The sequence below is a fragment of the Micromonospora peucetia genome, assembly GCF_900091625.1.
GTDB classification, from domain to species: domain Bacteria; phylum Actinomycetota; class Actinomycetes; order Mycobacteriales; family Micromonosporaceae; genus Micromonospora; species Micromonospora peucetia.
In genome coordinates this window covers 5174821-5193151 of the sequence record NZ_FMIC01000002.1, presented here as the reverse complement: position 1 = coordinate 5193151, position 18331 = coordinate 5174821, and the positions used below count along the sequence as shown (strand labels likewise).

At 73.0% G+C, this 18331-nt stretch carries 17 protein-coding genes and 1 pseudogene; 4 read left to right on the top strand and 14 right to left on the bottom strand.

The genetic code is table 11. From position 1 onward, the window contains the following. Nucleotides 1–128 precede the first annotated feature (128 nt). Nucleotides 129–533, bottom strand: coding sequence for a protein-tyrosine phosphatase family protein (locus GA0070608_RS23510; protein ID WP_091630667.1), 405 nt, complete (start codon nucleotides 531–533; stop codon nucleotides 129–131). A 58-nt stretch (nucleotides 534–591) separates the two neighbouring features. Beyond that, the gene (locus GA0070608_RS23505; RefSeq protein WP_091630666.1) at nucleotides 592–1227 is read right to left on the bottom strand and encodes a helix-turn-helix domain-containing protein; all 636 of its coding nucleotides are present in this window, start codon (nucleotides 1225–1227) and stop codon (nucleotides 592–594) included. Between the two features lie 80 nt (nucleotides 1228–1307). Between GA0070608_RS23505 and GA0070608_RS23500 the strand changes: the two genes are divergently transcribed. Next, the gene (locus tag GA0070608_RS23500; protein ID WP_218107569.1) at nucleotides 1308–2327 is read left to right on the top strand and encodes an NAD(P)/FAD-dependent oxidoreductase; all 1020 of its coding nucleotides are present in this window, start codon (nucleotides 1308–1310) and stop codon (nucleotides 2325–2327) included. Between the two features lie 135 nt (nucleotides 2328–2462). Next, nucleotides 2463–3800 carry an NADP-specific glutamate dehydrogenase gene (gene gdhA, locus GA0070608_RS23495; protein WP_091630665.1) on the top strand — a complete coding sequence of 446 codons (1338 nt, stop codon included), beginning with the start codon at nucleotides 2463–2465 and terminating at the stop codon, nucleotides 3798–3800. A 73-nt stretch (nucleotides 3801–3873) separates the two neighbouring features. Here gdhA and GA0070608_RS23490 read toward each other — a convergent pair whose 3' ends face one another. The 6 genes from GA0070608_RS23490 to GA0070608_RS23465 all read right to left on the bottom strand — a co-directional run bounded on the left by GA0070608_RS23490 (nucleotide 3874) and on the right by GA0070608_RS23465 (nucleotide 11109). Next, the gene (locus GA0070608_RS23490) at nucleotides 3874–5664 is read right to left on the bottom strand and encodes a vWA domain-containing protein (protein ID WP_091635933.1); all 1791 of its coding nucleotides are present in this window, start codon (nucleotides 5662–5664) and stop codon (nucleotides 3874–3876) included. 85 nt (nucleotides 5665–5749) lie between these two features. After that, nucleotides 5750–5983 carry a hypothetical protein gene (locus GA0070608_RS23485; protein ID WP_091630664.1) on the bottom strand — a complete coding sequence of 78 codons (234 nt, stop codon included), beginning with the start codon at nucleotides 5981–5983 and terminating at the stop codon, nucleotides 5750–5752. Then, nucleotides 5934–7091 (bottom strand): serine/threonine-protein kinase, encoded by a 1158-nt coding sequence (locus tag GA0070608_RS23480; protein ID WP_176733812.1) that lies wholly within the window; start codon nucleotides 7089–7091, stop codon nucleotides 5934–5936. Before GA0070608_RS23480 ends, GA0070608_RS23485 begins: the two co-directional genes overlap by 50 nt. Nucleotides 7092–7347: 256 nt before the next feature. Continuing rightward, on the bottom strand, nucleotides 7348–7986 hold the full coding sequence (locus GA0070608_RS23475; protein WP_091630662.1) for a hypothetical protein: 639 nt from the start codon (nucleotides 7984–7986) through the stop codon (nucleotides 7348–7350). Nucleotides 7987–7999: 13 nt separating this feature from the next. After that, the gene (locus GA0070608_RS23470) at nucleotides 8000–9778 is read right to left on the bottom strand and encodes a DUF4012 domain-containing protein (protein WP_091630661.1); all 1779 of its coding nucleotides are present in this window, start codon (nucleotides 9776–9778) and stop codon (nucleotides 8000–8002) included. A gap of 119 nt (nucleotides 9779–9897) precedes the next feature. Then, complete coding sequence (locus GA0070608_RS23465; RefSeq protein ID WP_091630660.1) at nucleotides 9898–11109, bottom strand: glycosyltransferase family 4 protein; 1212 nt, start codon at nucleotides 11107–11109, stop codon at nucleotides 9898–9900. An 87-nt stretch (nucleotides 11110–11196) separates the two neighbouring features. Here GA0070608_RS23465 and GA0070608_RS33615 point away from each other — a divergent pair. Next, nucleotides 11197–11577, top strand: a pseudogene (locus tag GA0070608_RS33615) (arsenate reductase/protein-tyrosine-phosphatase family protein); the annotation flags it as partial. Between the two features lie 228 nt (nucleotides 11578–11805). Here GA0070608_RS33615 and GA0070608_RS23455 read toward each other — a convergent pair. Then, on the bottom strand, nucleotides 11806–13266 hold the full coding sequence (locus GA0070608_RS23455) for a tyrosine-protein kinase domain-containing protein (RefSeq protein ID WP_091630659.1): 1461 nt from the start codon (nucleotides 13264–13266) through the stop codon (nucleotides 11806–11808). A gap of 333 nt (nucleotides 13267–13599) precedes the next feature. On the opposite strand from GA0070608_RS23455, the gene nhaA reads away from it, so the two are divergent. After that, a complete protein-coding gene (gene nhaA, locus GA0070608_RS23450; RefSeq protein ID WP_091630658.1) occupies nucleotides 13600–14922 on the top strand; it encodes a Na+/H+ antiporter NhaA in 1323 nt (440 codons plus the stop codon). Between the two features lie 101 nt (nucleotides 14923–15023). On the opposite strand, the gene GA0070608_RS23445 is transcribed toward nhaA, so the two are convergent. The 5 genes from GA0070608_RS23445 to egtC all read right to left on the bottom strand — a co-directional run bounded on the left by GA0070608_RS23445 (nucleotide 15024) and on the right by egtC (nucleotide 18299). Further along, entirely contained in the window at nucleotides 15024–15314 is a 291-nt protein-coding gene (locus GA0070608_RS23445; protein ID WP_176733811.1) for a hypothetical protein, read from the bottom strand. Beyond that, nucleotides 15311–15673: a DUF1622 domain-containing protein gene (locus GA0070608_RS23440; RefSeq protein ID WP_091630657.1), complete on the bottom strand. Its 363-nt coding sequence runs from the start codon at nucleotides 15671–15673 to the stop codon at nucleotides 15311–15313. Before GA0070608_RS23440 ends, GA0070608_RS23445 begins: the two co-directional genes overlap by 4 nt. A 38-nt stretch (nucleotides 15674–15711) precedes the next feature. Further along, nucleotides 15712–16299: a TMEM165/GDT1 family protein gene (locus GA0070608_RS23435; protein WP_091630656.1), complete on the bottom strand. Its 588-nt coding sequence runs from the start codon at nucleotides 16297–16299 to the stop codon at nucleotides 15712–15714. 238 nt (nucleotides 16300–16537) lie between these two features. Continuing rightward, nucleotides 16538–17503: an L-histidine N(alpha)-methyltransferase gene (gene egtD / locus GA0070608_RS23430; protein WP_091630655.1), complete on the bottom strand. Its 966-nt coding sequence runs from the start codon at nucleotides 17501–17503 to the stop codon at nucleotides 16538–16540. A gap of 49 nt (nucleotides 17504–17552) precedes the next feature. After that, nucleotides 17553–18299 carry an ergothioneine biosynthesis protein EgtC gene (gene egtC / locus GA0070608_RS23425; protein WP_091630654.1) on the bottom strand — a complete coding sequence of 249 codons (747 nt, stop codon included), beginning with the start codon at nucleotides 18297–18299 and terminating at the stop codon, nucleotides 17553–17555. Nucleotides 18300–18331 lie beyond the last annotated feature (32 nt).

Below are 18331 nucleotides of genomic sequence, written 5' to 3'. Positions count from 1 at the left end.
GGCCGGTCGTCCGGGTCACCGAGTCACCGAGCCCGCGCGGGCGCACCCCCTGCCGGGGTGCGGCCGCGCGGACGGCCGGTGGCGGGCGGCGGACGGACGCGGGCGGCCGGTGGCGGCGGTGGGCGACGTCAGGTGAGGCGACGCAGCCAGCGACGCTGCCAGGGCGTCTCCACCGCCCGTGGCCGGTAGTTGGCGCGTACCCAGTCCACCGCCCGCTCGGCCGGCAACCCGTCGAGGATCGCCAGCGCCGCCAGCGCCGTTCCCGTACGCCCGGTGCCGCCCCGGCAGGCCACCTCCACCCGCTCGCCGTCGTGGGCGCGGCGTAACGCCTCGGTCAGCGCCTCGATCGCGTCCACCCGGTCGACCGGTATCCAGAAGTCGGGCCACCGGATCCGCCGGTGCGGCCAGGCGGGCACCGGCCCGGGCGCCAGCAGGAGGGCGAAGTCGGCGGGCGAAGCCTCGTCCGCGATCCGCCGTCCCCGCACCCTCGCCCCACTCGGCAACACGACAACACCCGCCACCTCACCCCACATCCCCCCATCCTTCCACCCCACCCGCCCCACCCCGGCCCCCTATGCGTTGATCATGAGGTTAGCGGCGATGTCGATCTCCGCTGGTGCCGCCAACCTCATGATCACCGAGGTGTGGGAGTTTGGGGCGGGCGCGCAGGTGGGCGCGTTCGCCCTGCCTGCCGAAGAGGCTGAGGAACTCGACCGGCTCGGCGTCGGCCGACCCGAACCAGTGCGGCACGCGGGTGTCGAACTCCGCCGCCTCCCCCGGCGTGAGCACGAGGTCCTGGTCGCCGAGGACCACCCGCAGTCGCCCGTTGAGGACGTAGAGCCACTCGTAGCCCTCGTGGGTCTGCGGATCGGGCTCTGCCCGGCGAGCGTCACCCGGGATCACCAGCTTGTACGCCTGGATGCCGCCGGGCCGGCGGGTCAGGGGCAGCATGGTCATCCCGTGGCGGGTGACCGGCCGTAGGTGGATGCGCGGGTCGCCGGTGGATGGGGCGTCGACGAGTTCGTCGAGCGTGACGCCGTGTGCCCTGGCCAGCGGAAGCAGCAGTTCGAGGGTCGGCCGGCGGACACCCGCCTCCAACCGGGAAAGCGTGCTCACCGAGATGCCGGTCGCCGCCGACAGGTCGGCCAGGGTGGTTTCCCGCTGTCGGCGCAGCGCGCGCAGCCGGGGTCCGACCGCCCCGAGCGCCTGGTCGAGGTCGTTGTCCATGCCGCCAGTTTGCCACTACGGCAACAATGTTTGCCACCATGGCCGCCACCCGCGCATCGTGGTCGCAGGAGGTGGTCATGGTGACCGATCAGTTGGACGGCAGCTACGACGTGGTGGTGATCGGAGGTGGCGCCGCGGGATTGAGCGGTGCGCTGACACTGGCCCGGGCCCGGCGGAAGGTGGTGGTGATCGACGCGGGCGCCCCGCGCAACGCTCCGGCCGGAGGCGTACACGGACTGCTGGCCCGTGAGGGGATCCGGCCGGCCGAGCTGCTGGACCGCGGCCGGGCGGAGGTCCGTGGCTACGGCGGCCGGGTGGTGACCGGCGAGGTCCGCGCCGTGGCTCGCGCCGACGGCGGGTTCGCGGTGACGCTGGGCGACAGCCGGACGGTGCTCGCGCGGCGGCTGCTGGTGGCCACCGGGCTGGTGGACGAACTGCCGGACGTCGCGGGACTGCGGGCCCGGTGGGGCAGGGACGTCCTGCACTGCCCGTACTGCCACGGCTGGGAGGTCCGCGACCGGGCCATCGGCGTGCTGGCGAGCGGGCCGATGTCGGTACACCAGGCGTTGCTGTTCCGGCAGTGGAGCGCCGACATCACGTACTTCTCCCACACCGGGCCACCCCGCACCGAGGAGCAGGCGGAGCAGCTCGCGGCCCGGGGCATCCGCGTGGTGGACGGCGAGGTGGCGTCCCTGGAGATCGTCGGGGACCGCCTCGCCGGCGTACGGCTGGGCGACGGCACGGTGGTCAGCCGCGAGGTGCTGGCCGTCTCGTCACGGATGGTGGCGCGCGCCGGTTTCCTCGCGGCGCTCGGGCTACGACCGGTGGAACATCCGGCGGGGGTTGGCGAGCACGTCCCGTCCGACGCGACGGGCCGCACCGACGTGCCCGGGGTGTGGGTCGCCGGCAACGTCACCGATCCGGCCGCCCAGGTCGGTGCCGCCGCGGCGGCCGGCGCGTTCGTGGCGGCCCAGGTCAACGCCGATCTGGTCGCCGAGGACACGCGACAGGCGGTCGCCGTCCACCGCGACCCGTTCTCCGCGAGGTCGGAGGCGGAGATCTGCGAACTGGTGGCAGGCGACCACCGTCACGGCCTGTAACCTCGCGCTGGGCCACCGGCGGACCACCACCCCGCGAAGGAAGGTCACGGTCCGTATCCCGGGACGGTTGGCGGATGACCCGTCGCGGGTGGTAGCAACAGGGAGCCACCAGCACAATCGAAGGGACGTGTCGGCATGCCGGAGACCGTGGAGACGGTGTTCACCAGCGTGGTCGCCCGCAATCCGGGGGAGCCGGAGTTCCACCAGGCGGTACGCGAGGTGCTGGAGAGCATCGGCCCGGCGCTTGCCCGGCACCCCGAGTACACCGAGGCACGGATCATCGAGCGGATCTGCGAGCCGGAGCGGCAGGTCATCTTCCGGGTGCCGTGGGAGGACGACCGTGGCCGGATCCAGGTCAACCGGGGCTTCCGGGTGGAGTTCAACAGCGCGCTCGGCCCGTTCAAGGGCGGGCTGCGCTTCCACCCGTCGGTCTACCTCGGGATCGTGAAGTTCCTCGGCTTCGAGCAGATCTTCAAGAACGCGTTGACCGGGCTGCCGATCGGCGGTGGCAAGGGCGGCGCGGACTTCGACCCGAAGGGGCGTTCGGACCGGGAGGTGATGCGGTTCTGCCAGAGCTTCATGACCGAGCTGTACCGGCACATCGGCGCGGAGACCGACGTGCCGGCCGGGGACATCGGCGTCGGCGCCCGGGAGATCGGCTACCTGTTCGGCCAGTACAAGCGGATCACCAACCGGTACGAGTCGGGGGTGATCACCGGCAAGGGCCTGGCGTACGGGGGCGCGCAGGTGCGCCGGGAGGCGACCGGCTACGGGGCGGTCTTCTTCGCCGACGAGATGCTCCGCCAGACCCGGGACAGCCTGGACGGCAAGCGGGTGGTGGTCTCCGGCTCCGGCAACGTGGCGATCTACGCGATCGAGAAGGTGCACCAGCTCGGCGGGCGGGTGGTCGCCTGCTCCGACTCGTCCGGCTACCTGCTGGACGAGAAGGGCATCGACCTGGAGCTGCTGCGGGAGCTGAAGGAGCAGCGCCGGGCCCGGCTCGACGACTACGCCCGGCACGTGCCGCACGCGGTGGCGGTCTCCGGCCGTACCGTCTGGGAGGTGCCCTGCGAGCTGGCGCTGCCGTGCGCGACGCAGAACGAGATCGGCGGCGCGGAGGCCGCGGCCCTCGTGGCCGGCGGCTGCGTCGCGGTGGTGGAGGGCGCGAACATGCCCACCACGCCGGAGGCGGTACGCATCCTCGGCCGGGCCGGGGTGCGCTTCGCGCCGGGCAAGGCGGCCAACGCCGGCGGGGTGGCGGTGAGCGCGCTGGAGATGCAGCAGAACGCCAGCCGGAGCTCGTGGACGTTCGCCGACTCGGAGCAGCGGCTGCGCGGGATCATGCGGGACGTCCATGACCGCTGCTGGGCCACCGCCGAGGAATACGGGCTGCCCGGCGACTACGTTGCCGGGGCGAACATCGACGGGTTCCGCCGGGTGGCGGAGGCGATGCTGGCGCACGGCCTGATCTGACCGGGCGGGCCGCCGCGTCAGCGGCCCGCCCGCCGGCCGGGCGGGCGGCGCGTGGCGCCACCCGGCCGGCGGCTCAGAAGCTGCTGACCAGCTTCACGAAGGCCTCGTCGATCATGGCAGGATTCCTGGCGTCGAACGCCTTGCCCGACGATGCCTTGGCGATCCGGTCCAGCGTGGCGAAGTCCGACTCACCGTCGAAGGCGATGCAGAAGACCTTGACCGGACGGTCCGGATCCAGGGTGACGTCGGCGAGCAGCCGGGCCAGGTCGTTGTCCCGGGGGTACTCGTTCTTGCCGTCGGTCAGCACGACGACGGCATTGATCCGGTCCGGGTCGTACCGGTCGAGCAGCTGCCGGTGGGCGGCCCGGATCGTCGCGTAGAGCGCGGTTTCCCCCGCGACGTGCAGACCGGCGATCCGGCTGTTGATCCGATTCTGGTCGAAGTCGCCGAGCCGGACCTCCTCCTGATACGGGCTCTTGAGCCGCTTCTTCGTCTCGGAGGAGAACGACCAGAGGCCGACCCGGTCCTCGGAGTTGAGCAGCTTGAGCCCCTTGGTCGCCGCCGCGGCGGCGACCTGGAAGCGGGTGCTGTCGCCGATCGGGGCCTCCATCGACCCGGAGGTGTCCAGCGCGATCAGGATGTTGGCCTTCTTGCGCAGCGTGCTCCAGCCGCCCAGCATCGCCTTGACCACTGCCGGATTCGGCGGCGCGAAGTAGTCGAGCCCGCCGGTGGGCTCGGTGCCGACGCTGGCGAGCAGCTCCGCCGAGGCCCCGCGTTTGTGGTCCCGGAAGCCGAGACGGGCGAAGCTCGCCTGCTGGGCGTCCTCGGTCAGGAACTTCAGGAAGTCGTCCGCCGCCGCACGCTGCCGCTCGTCGGCGGAGGGAAGCACCACGAACGGGTGGTCCAGGTTGAAGGTGCCCTCCTTCGGGTGGACGGCGACCAGCGGGACCTTGGGCCGGGAGCCCCGATCCTGGCCCTCCTGACGCGGGCTCAGTCCGCCCTCGTTGTAGAGGTGGACCAGTTCCTCCTGCATGACGATGGCGCTCATGTCGCCCGTGCTGGCGCCACCGCCGGCCAGGTCGGCCTCGGCGAGGTCACGCAGCAGCTCCACCGAGTCGTCGCTGTAGTGCGACACGTTGGCCTCGATCCGCCGGACGAACTGGGTCACCTTCGGGTCCGCCAGGTCGGAGCGGGTCAGGTCGCTGGAGCGGTTCGCCGCGGCGTAGTAGGTGGCGATGGTCGCCGCCAGACCGGAGGTGGAGAGGTTCGGGTTGTCCTTGCCGAAGGTGAAGCGGCCCCACTCCGGCTTGCCGAACGCCGTCCAGCCCGTCCGCCCGGAGAGGCCGAGGATCTGCCCCCAGCCCAGCGGCCCCTTCTGGCGTACCAGCTCGCCCTTGGGCTGCGGCATCGCGATGACCAACGGGCTGTTGGCGATCGACGGGTACTGGCCCGGGGTCTGCGGCGGCCGCCCGGCGGCCTGGTCGAGCAACTGGAGCTGACCGGTCCACAGGCTCGACGTCGGCAGCCAGACCTGCGGCTCCGGCAGGCCGGTGCCGCTCCAGCCGGCGGCCAGCGTCTCGGCGGCCTGGCCCGAGTTCAGGGCGCTGACGTGCACCTGGGCACAGCCGCCGCCGTCGAGCGACCGGTCGCCGCTGTTGTACCGCTCGGCCAGCTCGACCAGCAGCGCCGCCTTCTCGGTCGAGGAGTTGACGTCCAGCCTGGTGGCACAGTCGGCGCGGGGCCGGTCGGCGCCCGCGTCCCGCTGCCGGACGAACACGAACGTGCCGGCGATGACCAGCAGCCCCGCGGTGACGGCGGCGGTGTACGGCAACCACTGTCGCGTGCTCGACGGGACTGGAGCCATGTGGACGTCCTCCTCGGCGGTCAACTGATGGCAGTCAACCTATCTGTGCGGTGCCACCGGCGGCGCCGGGCCCGGCGCTCCCGGGTCAGGGGTGGTCGGACCGGTCGCCGAATGCCGACGCGAGCAGCAGTCGGACCAGGTAGACCACGATGAACGTGATCGCCCCGGTCGCCGCGGCCACGTCCGCCGCGCTCGACGCGACGTAGCCGGCAGCGGCGCCGACCGAGCCGAGGAAGATCGCGATCGAGATGCCTCCGGCGTCGACCGACTCACGGCCGAGCCGCCGCCCCCAGCCCTCGCCCGCCGGGGCGGACGGCACGACGGCAGTATCGGGCGCGGGTGTCACAGGCCCGTACAGCGACGGTGTCGCCAGGGCCGCCGGGGCTTCCGGCGCTGTCAGGGCTGTCGGTGCTGCCGGCGGGGCTTCCGGCGCTGTCTGCGGGGCTTTCGGCGCTGTCTGCGGGCTTTCGGCGCTGTCTGCGGGCTTTCGGCGGAGCGGGACGGGGCAACGGCAACGGCTGGTTCGGCGTCGGCGCGCCGGCGGTCTCGTTACCCAACTGGAGCACGGTCTCCCGGCGGAGCGGACCGGTCGCCCCGACGTCCTGCCCGAGCAGCCGCATCAGCGCGTGCTCGGCCTCCGGCCGGTCCGCCGGATCCTTGGCCAAACACTGCCGGATCAGCTCGTCCAGGCCGGGGGGAAGCGGGGGCAGGTCGGGCGGGTCGTTCAACACCCGGTGCATCACCGCGAAGAGTGAGTCACTGCCGAACGGTGGCCGGCCACCGGCGGCGAACGCGATCGTGGCGGCCCAGGCGAAGACGTCGCAGGGTGGCCCGACCGAATCGTTGCGGAACCGCTCCGGGGCCATGTAGGCGGTGGTCCCCATCACCCGGCTGGTCACCGTCTCGGTGACGCCGATGGCACGGGCGATGCCAAAGTCGATCACCCGGGGGCCGTCCCGGCCGAGCACCACGTTGTCCGGTTTCAGATCGCAGTGCACGACGTCCGAACGGTGGATCGCGGCGAGTGCGGTGGCGGTGCCGACGGCCAGCCGGTGCAGCGCGTTGCCGGCGACCGGGCCGTGCTCGCGGACGTGCCGGTAGAGGGTGGGGCCCTCGATGAACTCGCTGACCACATAGGGCCGCTCGCCGTCCACATCGGCGAAGAGCACCTGCGCCGTACAGAACGGAACGACGCGGCGCGCCGCTGCGATCTCCTTCATGAACTGCGACCGGGCCCGGGCGTCGCTCAGGTCCATGTTGATCATCTTGACCGCCACCTGGTGGCCCTGGTCGTCCTCGCCGAGATAGACCACGCCCTGGCCGCCCGCGCCCAGCCGGCCGACCAGCCGGTAGGGACCGGCGGCCACCGGGTCGTGCGTCCACAGCGGCGCCAGCCCCGGCACCGGCGCGCCGGCCAGTCCTGTCATCCCGACTCCATCGATGTCGTGTCCCGGCCCCCCGGCGGCGGAGGACACCGTCATGGTGCCATGTCACCGCCGGCCGGCCGAGAGGTGCTCGGCCGGCTCCCGGTCAGGCAGTCGGTCTGCCGGCCCACGTCGCTCCACCCCCGACGAGCACGGCCGGGTGCGGCGGGCAACCGGGACGAGTTGGCGCCCGTCGGACACGTCCGACGGGCGCCAACTGTTTCGCGGTTTCCGGGCCCTGCCCGGAGGGGGTTCACCGTCAGCGCGCGGCTCCGACCCCGAAGCGGTGGCGCTTGCGCCAGACCAGCGACAGCAGCAGGAGCACCGCACCGGCACCGACGAGGCCGCCGCCGAACTTCAACGGGGTGCTCATGCTGTCACCCGTGACGGGCAGCGGCGCCTGGTGCTTCTTGAGCACGGTCAGCGTCGCGGTCGCCACCTGGTCCGGCGTCTCGCCGACGGCCCGGAAGGTGTACGTGCCGGGCTCACGCGGCGTGTAGGTCGAGCGGTGCTCGCCGTCGCCGTCGGCCACGACCTCCCAGCGCGTCGGGTTCGGCTGCGGGGCCCGCTGGAACGAGACCGGCGCCATCGCGACCGTCTCGCCGTTGCTGCGGCGTGCCTGGTCGGCGCCCGGTACGGCGGCGGCGAGCGGCGACGTGCTGACGGTGATGGTAACCGTCCCGCCCGGCGTCCAGTCGCTGCCGATCAGGGTGGCGGTCTGGCCGACCACGACGGTCGGCGGGCTCACCGCGAGGGTCGCGGGCCCCGGCGCGTAGGGCGGTGGTTGGGGCGTACCGGTCCCGGGCGTCGGCTGCGGTTGCGCCGCCCCCGCTGCGGTCGGCGCGGCCAGCACGGCCAGGCCGACCGTGAGCGCCATGATGATGCGGGATAGCCGCATGATTGGTTCCCTCCTACTGGTCACAGCTTGGTGCGGAAACAACTTGGGTGGTCCATGGGGTGGCGGTGGGGGTCAGCCACAATTCGGCGGTGCCGACCCCGGTGGTCGCCGTCAGCACGGTGACCTCCAAGGTGCGGGAGGCCCCCGGGCCGACCTCGGCGTTCGCGGTGGTCACCTGACGGCGCCGCTCGGTGCCGCTGCCCACCGCCGTCTCGGCGCCGTCCAGGCGGGCGGTGAGCACCGCCCCGCCGGCCGGGCTGTGCACCGACACCAACGTGCGGACGGTGTACGGGTCGCCGGCCAGACCGAGGCCGAGGACCGACTCGCTGAGACCCGACTTCGGCGCCGTCGAGCGCAGGATGACCCGGAGCCGGAGCTCCCGGCGCCCGTCAGGCCGGCAGTCGCCGACCGCCAGGGTCGCCGAGGGCCGGAGGTAGTAGCCGAGCTTCGCGCCGCTGCCGTCGTTGAGGAACACCCCGACCGTCGGCACGCTGTCCTTTTCCGGAAGCACCCCGGCCATCCGGCTCTCGCCGATCGTCCGTTGTTCCTCGGTTCGGGCACTCCAGAACAATATCCGGCGTTCAGTGACAGCACGGTCAAATGCGGACAACAGGGCCTTCGGGTCTACATTCTTCGTGACCAGTGCGTCGAACACGGCGGCGGCGGAGGCGGCGAAGAAGGCGTCCTGCTTCGCGTTGTCCATCCGCTGGTAGCTGTCGCTGAGCACCGTCTGCACGACCTTCTCGGCGGCCAGCGGCACGCCGCCGGGCACCATCACCGGACCGGTGGCCTTCAGCAGGTACGACAGCACCACCGGGTCGACGGCGAGCACACCGTCCACGGTGGTTCCCGTACGCCGCCGGAACATCTCCCGGTAGAGAGCGGCGGCGGTCGGGAAGTGCGGAGTGAGGTTGACGTCCGCCGGATAGATCCCGGGCAGGTCGGCCCAGAGGGCGCGCACCTGCGCGGGCACCTTCAGCGGCGGCTGGAACCGGCCCAGCGCGCTGCTGGTCCCCTGCCGTCCCATCCGGACCCGACCGTCGGCCGCGTGGATGGCGGCGTACGCGCCGATCATGCCGCCGGTGGCGCGCAGCTCGGCGGGGTTCTGGGAGACCACCAGGTAGGTCCGGGGGCCGTCGGCGCCCAGCAGCGACGGAAGCAGCCGGCTGGCCTGGTCCGCGGCGGCGGTCAGGCCGGCCAGCCGGCCGATCTCGCCCCGCAGGTCGGCGAGCGCCTGCCGGACCTGCCCGGCCAGACCGTCGGTGGGTACCGTCGCGAGGCTGTCCCGGGTGCCCTGCACCGTGGCGTTGACCGTCGTCAGCTCGGACGACAGCGTCCGCAGCCGGGCCACGTCCAGCCGCCCGCCCGTGGGCACCAGGCTGGTCAGGTCGGCGCGTAGCAGCGGCGGGAAGGCCCGCCGGGCCAGGTCGTCGATCGCCACCGAGATCTGCCGGACGGCTGCCAGGTTGTCCCCCGCGTACGGGGTGTGCCGGCCGACCCACCAGCCGGGATCGCCGGTCGCCGCCCGGGCGCTGCCGGCCTGCTCCTGGAGCGCGGCCAGGGTGCGCTGCGCCCTGGCGGTGTCGCCGCCGACCACCTGGGCGCTGAGCTCCCGGGCCAGGCCGGCGGCGTTGAGCAGGTGGGCGCGGGCCTGCCAGCCCCGGAAGCCCACCCAGCCGCCGGTCAGCAGCAGCAGCGAACCCACCACGAGGGTGGCGAGCAGGGCCCGGCGCAGCTGCCGTCGCCGGCGGGAACGACCACGCCGTCGACGCCGTCTCGCGCTCTCCGTCACACCACACGTCCTTCCTGGAAACGGACGGCGGACCTCATTCCGTTGCCGTTCCGCACTGCTAACGATCGTTTTCCCCTGGAGATGACGCAGTTGCCCCGAATGCGAGGCTCACTCGCGGCTCACCGGACGCCGGCCGCCTCGTGCAGCAGCCGTTCGATCCGGTCCACGCCCGCCGACATCGACATCTCCCGCAGGTACGCCTCCCGGCCGCGCCGGCCCATGTCGGCCCGGGCGGCCGGCGGAATGGTGGCGGCCAGCCAGAACCGGTCGGCCAGGCTCGCCCAGTCCTCCGGCGGGCAGGAGAGCCCCGCCCGCGCCCGCTCCACCATCTCGGCGGTGTCGCCGCCGGCGGAGGCCACCACGGGTACGGCGCAGGAGAACGCCGCCTGGAGCTTCGCCGGCAGGGTGCTGCGCAGCTCGGGCAGATCCCGCAGCATGACGAGCTGGTAGTCGGCGGCGGCGTACAGGTCCGGCATGTCCAGTGGGGACCGCCGCTCGACGAAGCGCACGTTCTCGGTGCGCAGTTCGGCGGCGAGCCCCCGCACCCGCCGCTCGTCCGCACCCGAGCCCACCAGTACGAGGTCCACCGTGTGGTCCAGCGCCGCCGCTGCCCGTACCGCCGTTTCCAGGCCCTGCCGGGCGCCGATGGTGCCGGCGTACATCACCACGCAGCGCTCGTCGCGCCGGACCAGCCGGTGGGCCGCGCGGCTGGGCCGGGCGGGATGGAAGATCCGCTCGTCGGTCCAGTTGAGCACCACCCGCACCCGGGCCGGGTCGGCGCCAGCGGCGACGACCCGCTCACGTAGCGACGGCGCGGCGACCGCGATCCCGTCGGCGACCCGGTAGGCACGTGCCATCGCGGCGGTGACCCGTCCGGCCCACCGCCCGTTCTCGGCCCCGACCGGCTCGTCCTCCGCCCAGACGTCCTGCACGTGCACGACGGTCGGCACCCGGCCCAGCACGCGGAGCAGGCCCGCCGCGGCGAACGCGTTCGCCGGCGGCAGGTGGACGTAGAGGGCGTCGACGTCGGCCAGGAACGACCGCCCGGTCAGCGTCGCGCTGCCGGCGAACGACAGGTGCCCGGCCATCCGGCTGCGGACCGACCCCTCGCCTGCGGAGTAGCGCGGCACCCGCCGGACGGTCAGCCGCTCGCTGCGGGTCTCGTACCGCCAGCGCTGCCGCCAGCCCGGATAGACATGGCCGCCGGGATAGTCGGGGAAGCCGGTCAGCACCTTCACCTCGTGCCCCCGGCCGACGAGTTCCTCGGCGAGGCTGCCCGGGATGAACGCCGGCTCGGGCGGGAAGTGGTACGACAGGATCCCGATCCTCACCGACCCGCCTCCGTCCCGACGGGACGGATCGGCGCGGCACCGTGTCGTGGACGCGTTCGGCCCGCGTACGATGCCGACATCCCCTCCATGCCCGGCCGGCACCGACGGCCGGCGGCCGGCGCGGCGCCACCGTCCGCGACGGCACCGACGAGAGGGGTCCGCATGGTCGACCGGGTGTTGTTCGTCTGCCACGCCAACCTGTGCCGCTCACCGATGGCCGAGTACATCGCCCGCCGTCTGCTGGCCGGGCGTGCGGTGACGGTCGCCAGCGCGGGCACGGACGCCGTCGACGGCCTGCCGATGCACCCGTACGCGGCGGAGTTGGCCGCGGGGGCCGGCGGGGACCCCGCCGACTTCCGCTGCCGCAGGTTGCGTCCGGAACACCTGGTCGGGGCGACGCTGGTGCTGACGGCGACGCGGCGCCAACGCTCGGTGTGCACCGCGCTCGCGCCGGCCGCGCTGCACCGGATGTTCACCCTGCGCCAGTTCGGCCGGTTGGCCGCAGCCGCCGGCCCGACGACGGATCCCGCCGACGGGCCCCTGCGGGCCGCGGTCGAGGCCGCCGCCCGCGCCCGGGGCGGCTGCAACCCGCCACCGGGGACGCGGACGATCTGCGGGACCCGATCGGCGGGACGTCCGCCGACTTCCGACGCTGCGCGGAGGAGATCGAACGTTCGATGCGACCCCTCGCGGCGCTCATCGGGACAGCCGGGTGAGTTCCTGCGTACGGTCGCTGACGACGTCATCGATCCGCTCCGCGTGCCGGGCGGCCGGGGCCCGGTCGGCCGGCACGTCCGGAGTCGCGGTCGCGGCGACCACCCGGTAGGCCTCGTACTGGTACGCCTCCGCCTTGGCCACCTTGGCCATGTTCAGCACGCAGCCGAGCAGTCGGACGGAGACCGAGTTCAGGGCGCGGGCGGCCTGGGCCACCTGGCTGCGCGAGGTGCGGCCCTGCTGGGAGACCAGGAGCGCACCGTCGGCCTGCACGGCCACCACCACGCCGTCGGTCACGGCCAGCAGCGGGGCGGTGTCGATGATGACGATGTCCGCCGACTCCCGCAGGGCGAGCAGCAGGTCCGCCATCGCCTTGGAGCCGAGCAGCTCGCTGGGGTTGGGCGGCGCCGAGCCGCTCGGGAGCACCAGCAGGGACTTGTCGCCCCAGCGCTGCACCACGTCGCCGACCTGTACGTCGCCGACCAGTACGTCGGTGAGCCCGATGCCGGCGTCGAGGCCCAGATAGTCGGCGACCTTCGGCCGGCGCAGGTCGGCGTCGACCAGCAGCACCCGCCAGCCGGCCTCGGCCAGGGCGATCGCCAGGTTGCAGGAGAGCGTGGTCTTGCCCTCGCCCTGCAGGGCGCTGGTCACCGCGATCACCCGGGCGGGCTCGTGCACGTCCACGAAGCGCAGGTTGGTGCGCAGCTTGCGGACCGCCTCGGCGCGGGCGGAGTTCGCCGCCTCGCCGATGATCAACGGCTCCGACTTCGCCGTGCTCTCGAAGGGGATCTCGCCGAGCAGCGGACTGCCGGTGGTGCGCCGGAGGCCTGCGGCGTCGCGCAGGCGGACGTCGGCGACGCCGCGCAGGATCGCCAGCCCCACGCCGGCGAGCAGACCGAGCAGCGTCCCGACGGCGAAGTTGCGCACCGGCTGCGGCGACACGGGCGTCGGGGTGACCCGGGGCCCGCTGACCACCTCGATCCTGATCGGGCCGGCCTTGCCGTCCTGGGTCGTCTCCACCTTCTGCACCAGCTCGACGAATTTCGTGGAGAGCAGTTCGGTGACCTTCAGGGCGCGGTTCTGGTCCGTGTCGGTCACCGACGCGCGTAGCAGCACGGTGCCGGTCTCGGTGGAGGTGCTGACCCGACGCTGGATCTCCTCGGCGGTGAGGCCGACCGGGTTCTCGGCGACCACGCTCTGCGCGAGGCGGTCGCTGGTCAGCAGCTCGGCATAGGACTTGACGCGCTGTTGGAGGAAGAGGCCGCCCTGATAGGCGTCCGTGACGCCCTGGCTGGGCGTGGTGACGAAGAAAGTCACCGACGCGACGTACCGGGGCTGTGCCCGGACGGTGACGAGGGCGGTGACGCCGAGCGCGACCATGACCGTGAGGAGCACGATCCACCAGTGCCGGCGCACGAGGCGGAGTTGGCGGTACAGGTCCATCAGGCGCGCCTCCGTACCAGGCCGGTAACGCCAAAGAACTTCACGAAAACCCCCAAGGTCGACTTAATCTCGTGAAACCATTAAAGCGACTCATACGCCCTATGTCCCGAGTTACGTACTTTCACCCCTTGACATCTGCGCCCGACCCACCACCGGACAAACGGGCGTACGCCGTCCGGGGTGGCGGGGTGAGCCCGACCGGAGGTGACATCGCCGGCAATCACCCGTCCCGGCTCGCCGGTCACGGCGCTGCTGGATAGGGTCGGGGACGGTGTGCCGGGAAGCCTGGTCGGCGTCGACCTGTGCTGCCCGAGACCCGAGGTGACCCCGCGCATGACGCCCCGCACCCCGCACACCGACCACTCCCGCTCGCCCCGGCGGTTCTTCTCGCGTACGTCCTGGCCGGAGGCCCGGTTCCTGGCCGACGTGCTGCGCACCGAGACCGTCGGCGGCGGTCTCCTGCTGCTCGGCGCGGTGATCGCGCTGATCTGGGCCAACTCGCCCTGGGAGTCCGCCTACACCGCCCTCGGGGCGTGGGTGCCCTGGCCGGGCGGGGCGGGCCTGCACCTGGACCTGGACCTGGCCGCCTGGGCCGGCGACGGCCTGCTGGCGATCTTCTTCTTCGTCGTCGGGCTGGAGCTCAAGCGCGAGTTCGTCGCCGGCGAGCTGCGCGACCCGCGCCGGGCAGCGCTACCGGTGGTCGCGGCGATCGGCGGCATGGCGGCGCCCGCCCTGATCTACGTCGCGGTCAACCTCACCGCCGGCGGCGACGGGCTACGGGGGTGGGCCATCCCCACCGCGACGGACATCGCCTTCGCCCTGGCTGTGCTGGCCGTCATCGGCTCCCACCTGCCGCAGGGCCTGCGGGCCTTCCTGCTCACCCTCGCGGTGGTCGACGACCTGCTCGCCATCACCATCATCGCGATCTTCTACACCGACGACTTCAGCCCCCTGCCGTTGCTCGCCTCCCTCGCCCCGATCGCCGTCTTCGGCCTGCTCGCACAGCGGCGCAAAACCTGGTGGTGGGCCCTGATCCCGCTGGCGGCGACCGCGTGGGCCCTCATGCACGCCTCCGGGGTGCACGCCACCGTGGCGGGCGTCCTGCTGGGCTTCACCGTGCCCGTCCTCCGGGGCAGGGGCAGTGCCGGGCACGGGCTCGCCGAACACCTCGAGCACCGCTGGCGGCCGATCTCCGCCGGGTTCGCCGTGCCCGTATTCGCGTTCTTCGCGGCCGGCGTCTCGCTGCGCGGCGCAGACCTGGGCGCGATCGTCACCGACCCGATCGTGATCGGCGTCGTCGCGGGCCTGGTGCTCGGCAAGGCCGTCGGGATCTTCGGCTCGACCCTCCTGCTCGCCCGGTTCACCCGGGCCCGGCTCGACGAGGACATCACCTGGTCCGACCTGCTCGGGGTGGCGCTGCTCGCCGGAATCGGGTTCACCGTCTCCCTGCTCATCGGCGAACTCGCGTTCGGCCCCGGCAGCGCCGCCGACGACAACGTCAAGGCGGCCGTGCTGGCCGGCTCGGTGATCTCCGCGCTGCTCGCCACGGTCGTGCTGGTCCGGCGCAACGCCGCCTACCGGCGGATCGCCGAGGCGGAACGGGTGGACGCCGACCGCGACGGCGTGCCGGACGTCTACCAGCGCGGGGAGAGCTGACCGGGCGGACGGTTCGGGCCGGTCAGCGCACAGCGGGCTGACCGGGCGGACGGTCCGTCCGGCCAGCGCGGAGAGGCCTGACCGGGCGGACAGCCGTCGGATCATCCGGGCCCGGACGGGCGCGTCCGGGGCCGCGACGGCGGGTTCTGGCCTGGCCCGGGCGGCCCGCCGGCGGTGAGCGCGGCCCAGAGCAGCCGGCGCAGCAGGACGATCGCCGCCGCCGCGGCCAGGTCCGTCCAGCCCTGGTCGCCGGCCAGCCGCAGCAGGCCCGCGGCGGTGAGCAGATCCAGCAGCACCCGCATCGCCCACCGCCAGGAGCCCGTGCCGAGCAGCACCGCCAGCCCGGCCAGGGCGGCGAAGGCGGTGGTGGCGGTGACCAGGGCACGGATCACCCGCCGCGCTCCGCCGCCTGGACCTGCCGCTGCTCCTGGCGGATCTCCCGACCCAGGAAGAAGTTCAACGCGGTCCGGATGGTGGCGATGGCCGCCAGCTGGCCGATCTGGGCGAAGGTCGGCGAGACCGCCGTACGCAGGATGTCCGCCGCCAGCTGGAACTCCAACCCGAGGGTGAGGAACCGGCCCAGGGAGAGCCGGATCGGGGTGAACACGGCGGCGCTGCGGTGCCGCAGCCCTTCGACCACGAACCGCAGCGCCGCCCACGCCGCTCCGACAAAGATGACCACCGCGCCGGCGATCTCCACCGCGGTGACCAGGACCTGGTAGCCGTGGCGCAGGACCTCCTCGACACCCACCCGCTGGCGTTACCCGGCCAGCGGGTGGGTAGTCGGCGTCAGGTGAGCTGCGTGACGGCCTCCAGGATCAGCCAGAGCCCGCAGATCGCGAAGAGCACCGCGGCGCCGTACTTGATCGTCTTTTCCGGCAGCCGCTTGCCGAGCATCCGCCCGACCAGGATGGCGAGCGCGTCCGCCGCCACCATGCCGATCGTCGAGCCGAGCCAGGTGCCGAACCAGCCGTACTGGGTGGCGAGGGTGATGGTGGCGAGCATGGTCTTGTCGCCCAGCTCGGCCAGGAAGAACGCGACCGACACCGCGACGATGGCGGACTTGCTGGTCTTCTCGGCCTTGCGCTTCTCCGCCTCGGTGAGGGTGTCGCCGCGTAGCGTCCACGCCCCGAAGCCGAGGAACGCCACGCCCCCGACGAGCGATATCCATTCCGTCGGTAGTGAGGCACCGAGCCCGTAGCCGATCGCCACCGAGGCCAGGTGCACCACGGCGGTGGCGACGGTGATCCCGATCAGCACCGGTACGGTCTTGAAGCGGGTGGCGAAGGTCAGGGCCATCAGCTGGGACTTGTCCCCCAGCTCGGCGACGAAGATGACGCCGAAACTGACCACCAGCGCGACGAGGAAGCCTTCCATGACAACCTTCCGGATCAGGCCGGGAGGAGGTATGGGGCGCCCTCGACCCGGCTGCAACAGCCTGGGTCGAAGGTCTCGCCCGCCTCGGATTACGAGGCCGCGTGGCCGGATGCGGAACGCACCAGTGTGTCGACCACGACATTGGGGGCTACTCCCCTTCGCGCCGCCCAGCCTAACCGATCACCGACCGGGTCGGGCCAGGCGGGTGGCGATGCTCACCCGGGGCGAGGGCCGCCGGTCACTCGGCGCGGGCCAGGGTGACGCCGAACAGTCCGGCCGGGTCGGTCCAGAAGTCGGCGGCGGCGAAGCGGGCCGCGCCGAGTTCGGTGGCGATCCCCTCGGGCCGGAACTTCGCCGACACCTCCGTGCGCAACTCCTCGCCCTCGGCGAAGGTGACCGCCAGGTCGAGCACCCGGACCCGCATCGCCCGCCGCGCCCGCAACCGCATCTCGATCCACTCCCGCTCCGGATCCCAGAGCGCGACGTGGGCGAACCCCTGCGGGTCGAAGTCGGCGCCCAACTCCCGGTTGACCACCCGCAGCACGTTGCGGTTGAACTCGGCGGTGACCCCGGCCGCGTCGTCGTACGCCGGCACGACCACCGCCGGGTCCTTGACCAGATCGGTGCCGAGCAGCAGCCAGTCCCCCGGCTCCAGCGCGGCCCGCATCGCGGCGAGGAACCGCGCCCGCTCGGCCGGCAGGAGGTTGCCGATGGTGCCGCCGAGGAAGAGCACCAGCCGGCGCCCGCCGGTCGGCAGGCGGTCCAGGTGGCGGGTGAAGTCGCCCACGATGCCACGCACCCGCAGCCCGGGATAGTCGGCGGCGATCTCGGCGGTGGACTGCCGCAGCGCGCTGACCGACACGTCCAGCGGCACGAACGTGCCGAGCCCACCCCGGCGGGTGAACGCGTCCAGCAGCAGCCGGGTCTTCTCCGACGAACCCGAACCGAGCTCGATCAGCGTCTTCGCCCCGGTCAGCTCGGCGATCGAGGCCGCCCGCTCGGCCAGCACCGCGCGTTCGGCCCGGGTCGGGTAGTACTCCGGCAGCCGGGTGATCTCCTCGAACAGCTCGCTGCCCCGGGCGTCGTAGAACCACTTGGGGGGCAGCCACTTCGGCTCGGCCGTCAAACCGGCGCGGACGTCCTCCCGCAGGCCACGGCCCAGGTCCTGCTCCTCCAGGTGGATCTCCAGCGGCTCCGCGCTCATGTCTTCCCCTTCGTCGTCGGGTGGAACGAACGTCGCTGTCTGCCGGCGGTCATGCCTCGGCGAGGGCGCGGACACGTACCCCCGTCGCGGTGGCCTCCACCAGCTGCCCGTCCGGCACCGGCTGCCAGCCGGGGTCGTCGTCGTGCGGCTCGGACGCCAGCAACACCGAGGCCGGCGTCGCGCGGACCGACAGCGCGTGCCCGGCCACGCTGGCCACCACGGTGCACCCGTCGGTGAGCAGCAGGTTGAGCCGGGAACCGGGGGCGGCCCCGAGCGCCGCCGTCACGGTCTCGGCAATCGCCCGCGCCGGCTTCACCCCGGCCCGCAACCGGTGCCGCACCAACGCCCACAGCAGCGCCGAATCGGTGGTCGCGTCGAGGGTGAGCAGGTCGCGTACGGGCAGGGTGGCGGCGAGCGGGACCATCGAGTCGGGCCAGCCCCGGACCACCCCGTTGTGGCTGAACAGCCACCGCCCCTCGGCGAACGGGGCGGCGGCCCCGTCGAGCACCGCCATCCCCACCGTGGCGGAGCGGACGGCGGCCAACACCGCGCCGGCCGAGGTGACCCCGGCGAGCTGGGCGATGGTCGGGTCGCTCCAGATCGGCTGGGACCGCCGGTAGCGCACCGGTTCGCCGTCGCCCGGATACCAGCCGACCCCGAAGCCGTCGGCGTTGATCGTCCCGCCGCCGCGCATGTCGCGCGGCGCCCAGGACTGCCGCACGAGGGAGTACGGCGGGTCGAACAGCAACTCCCGCAGGGTGACCGGCGGCCCCAGGTATGCCAGGTGACGGCACATCAGCCGGCACCGCCCGGCCCGATGGGTCTGCC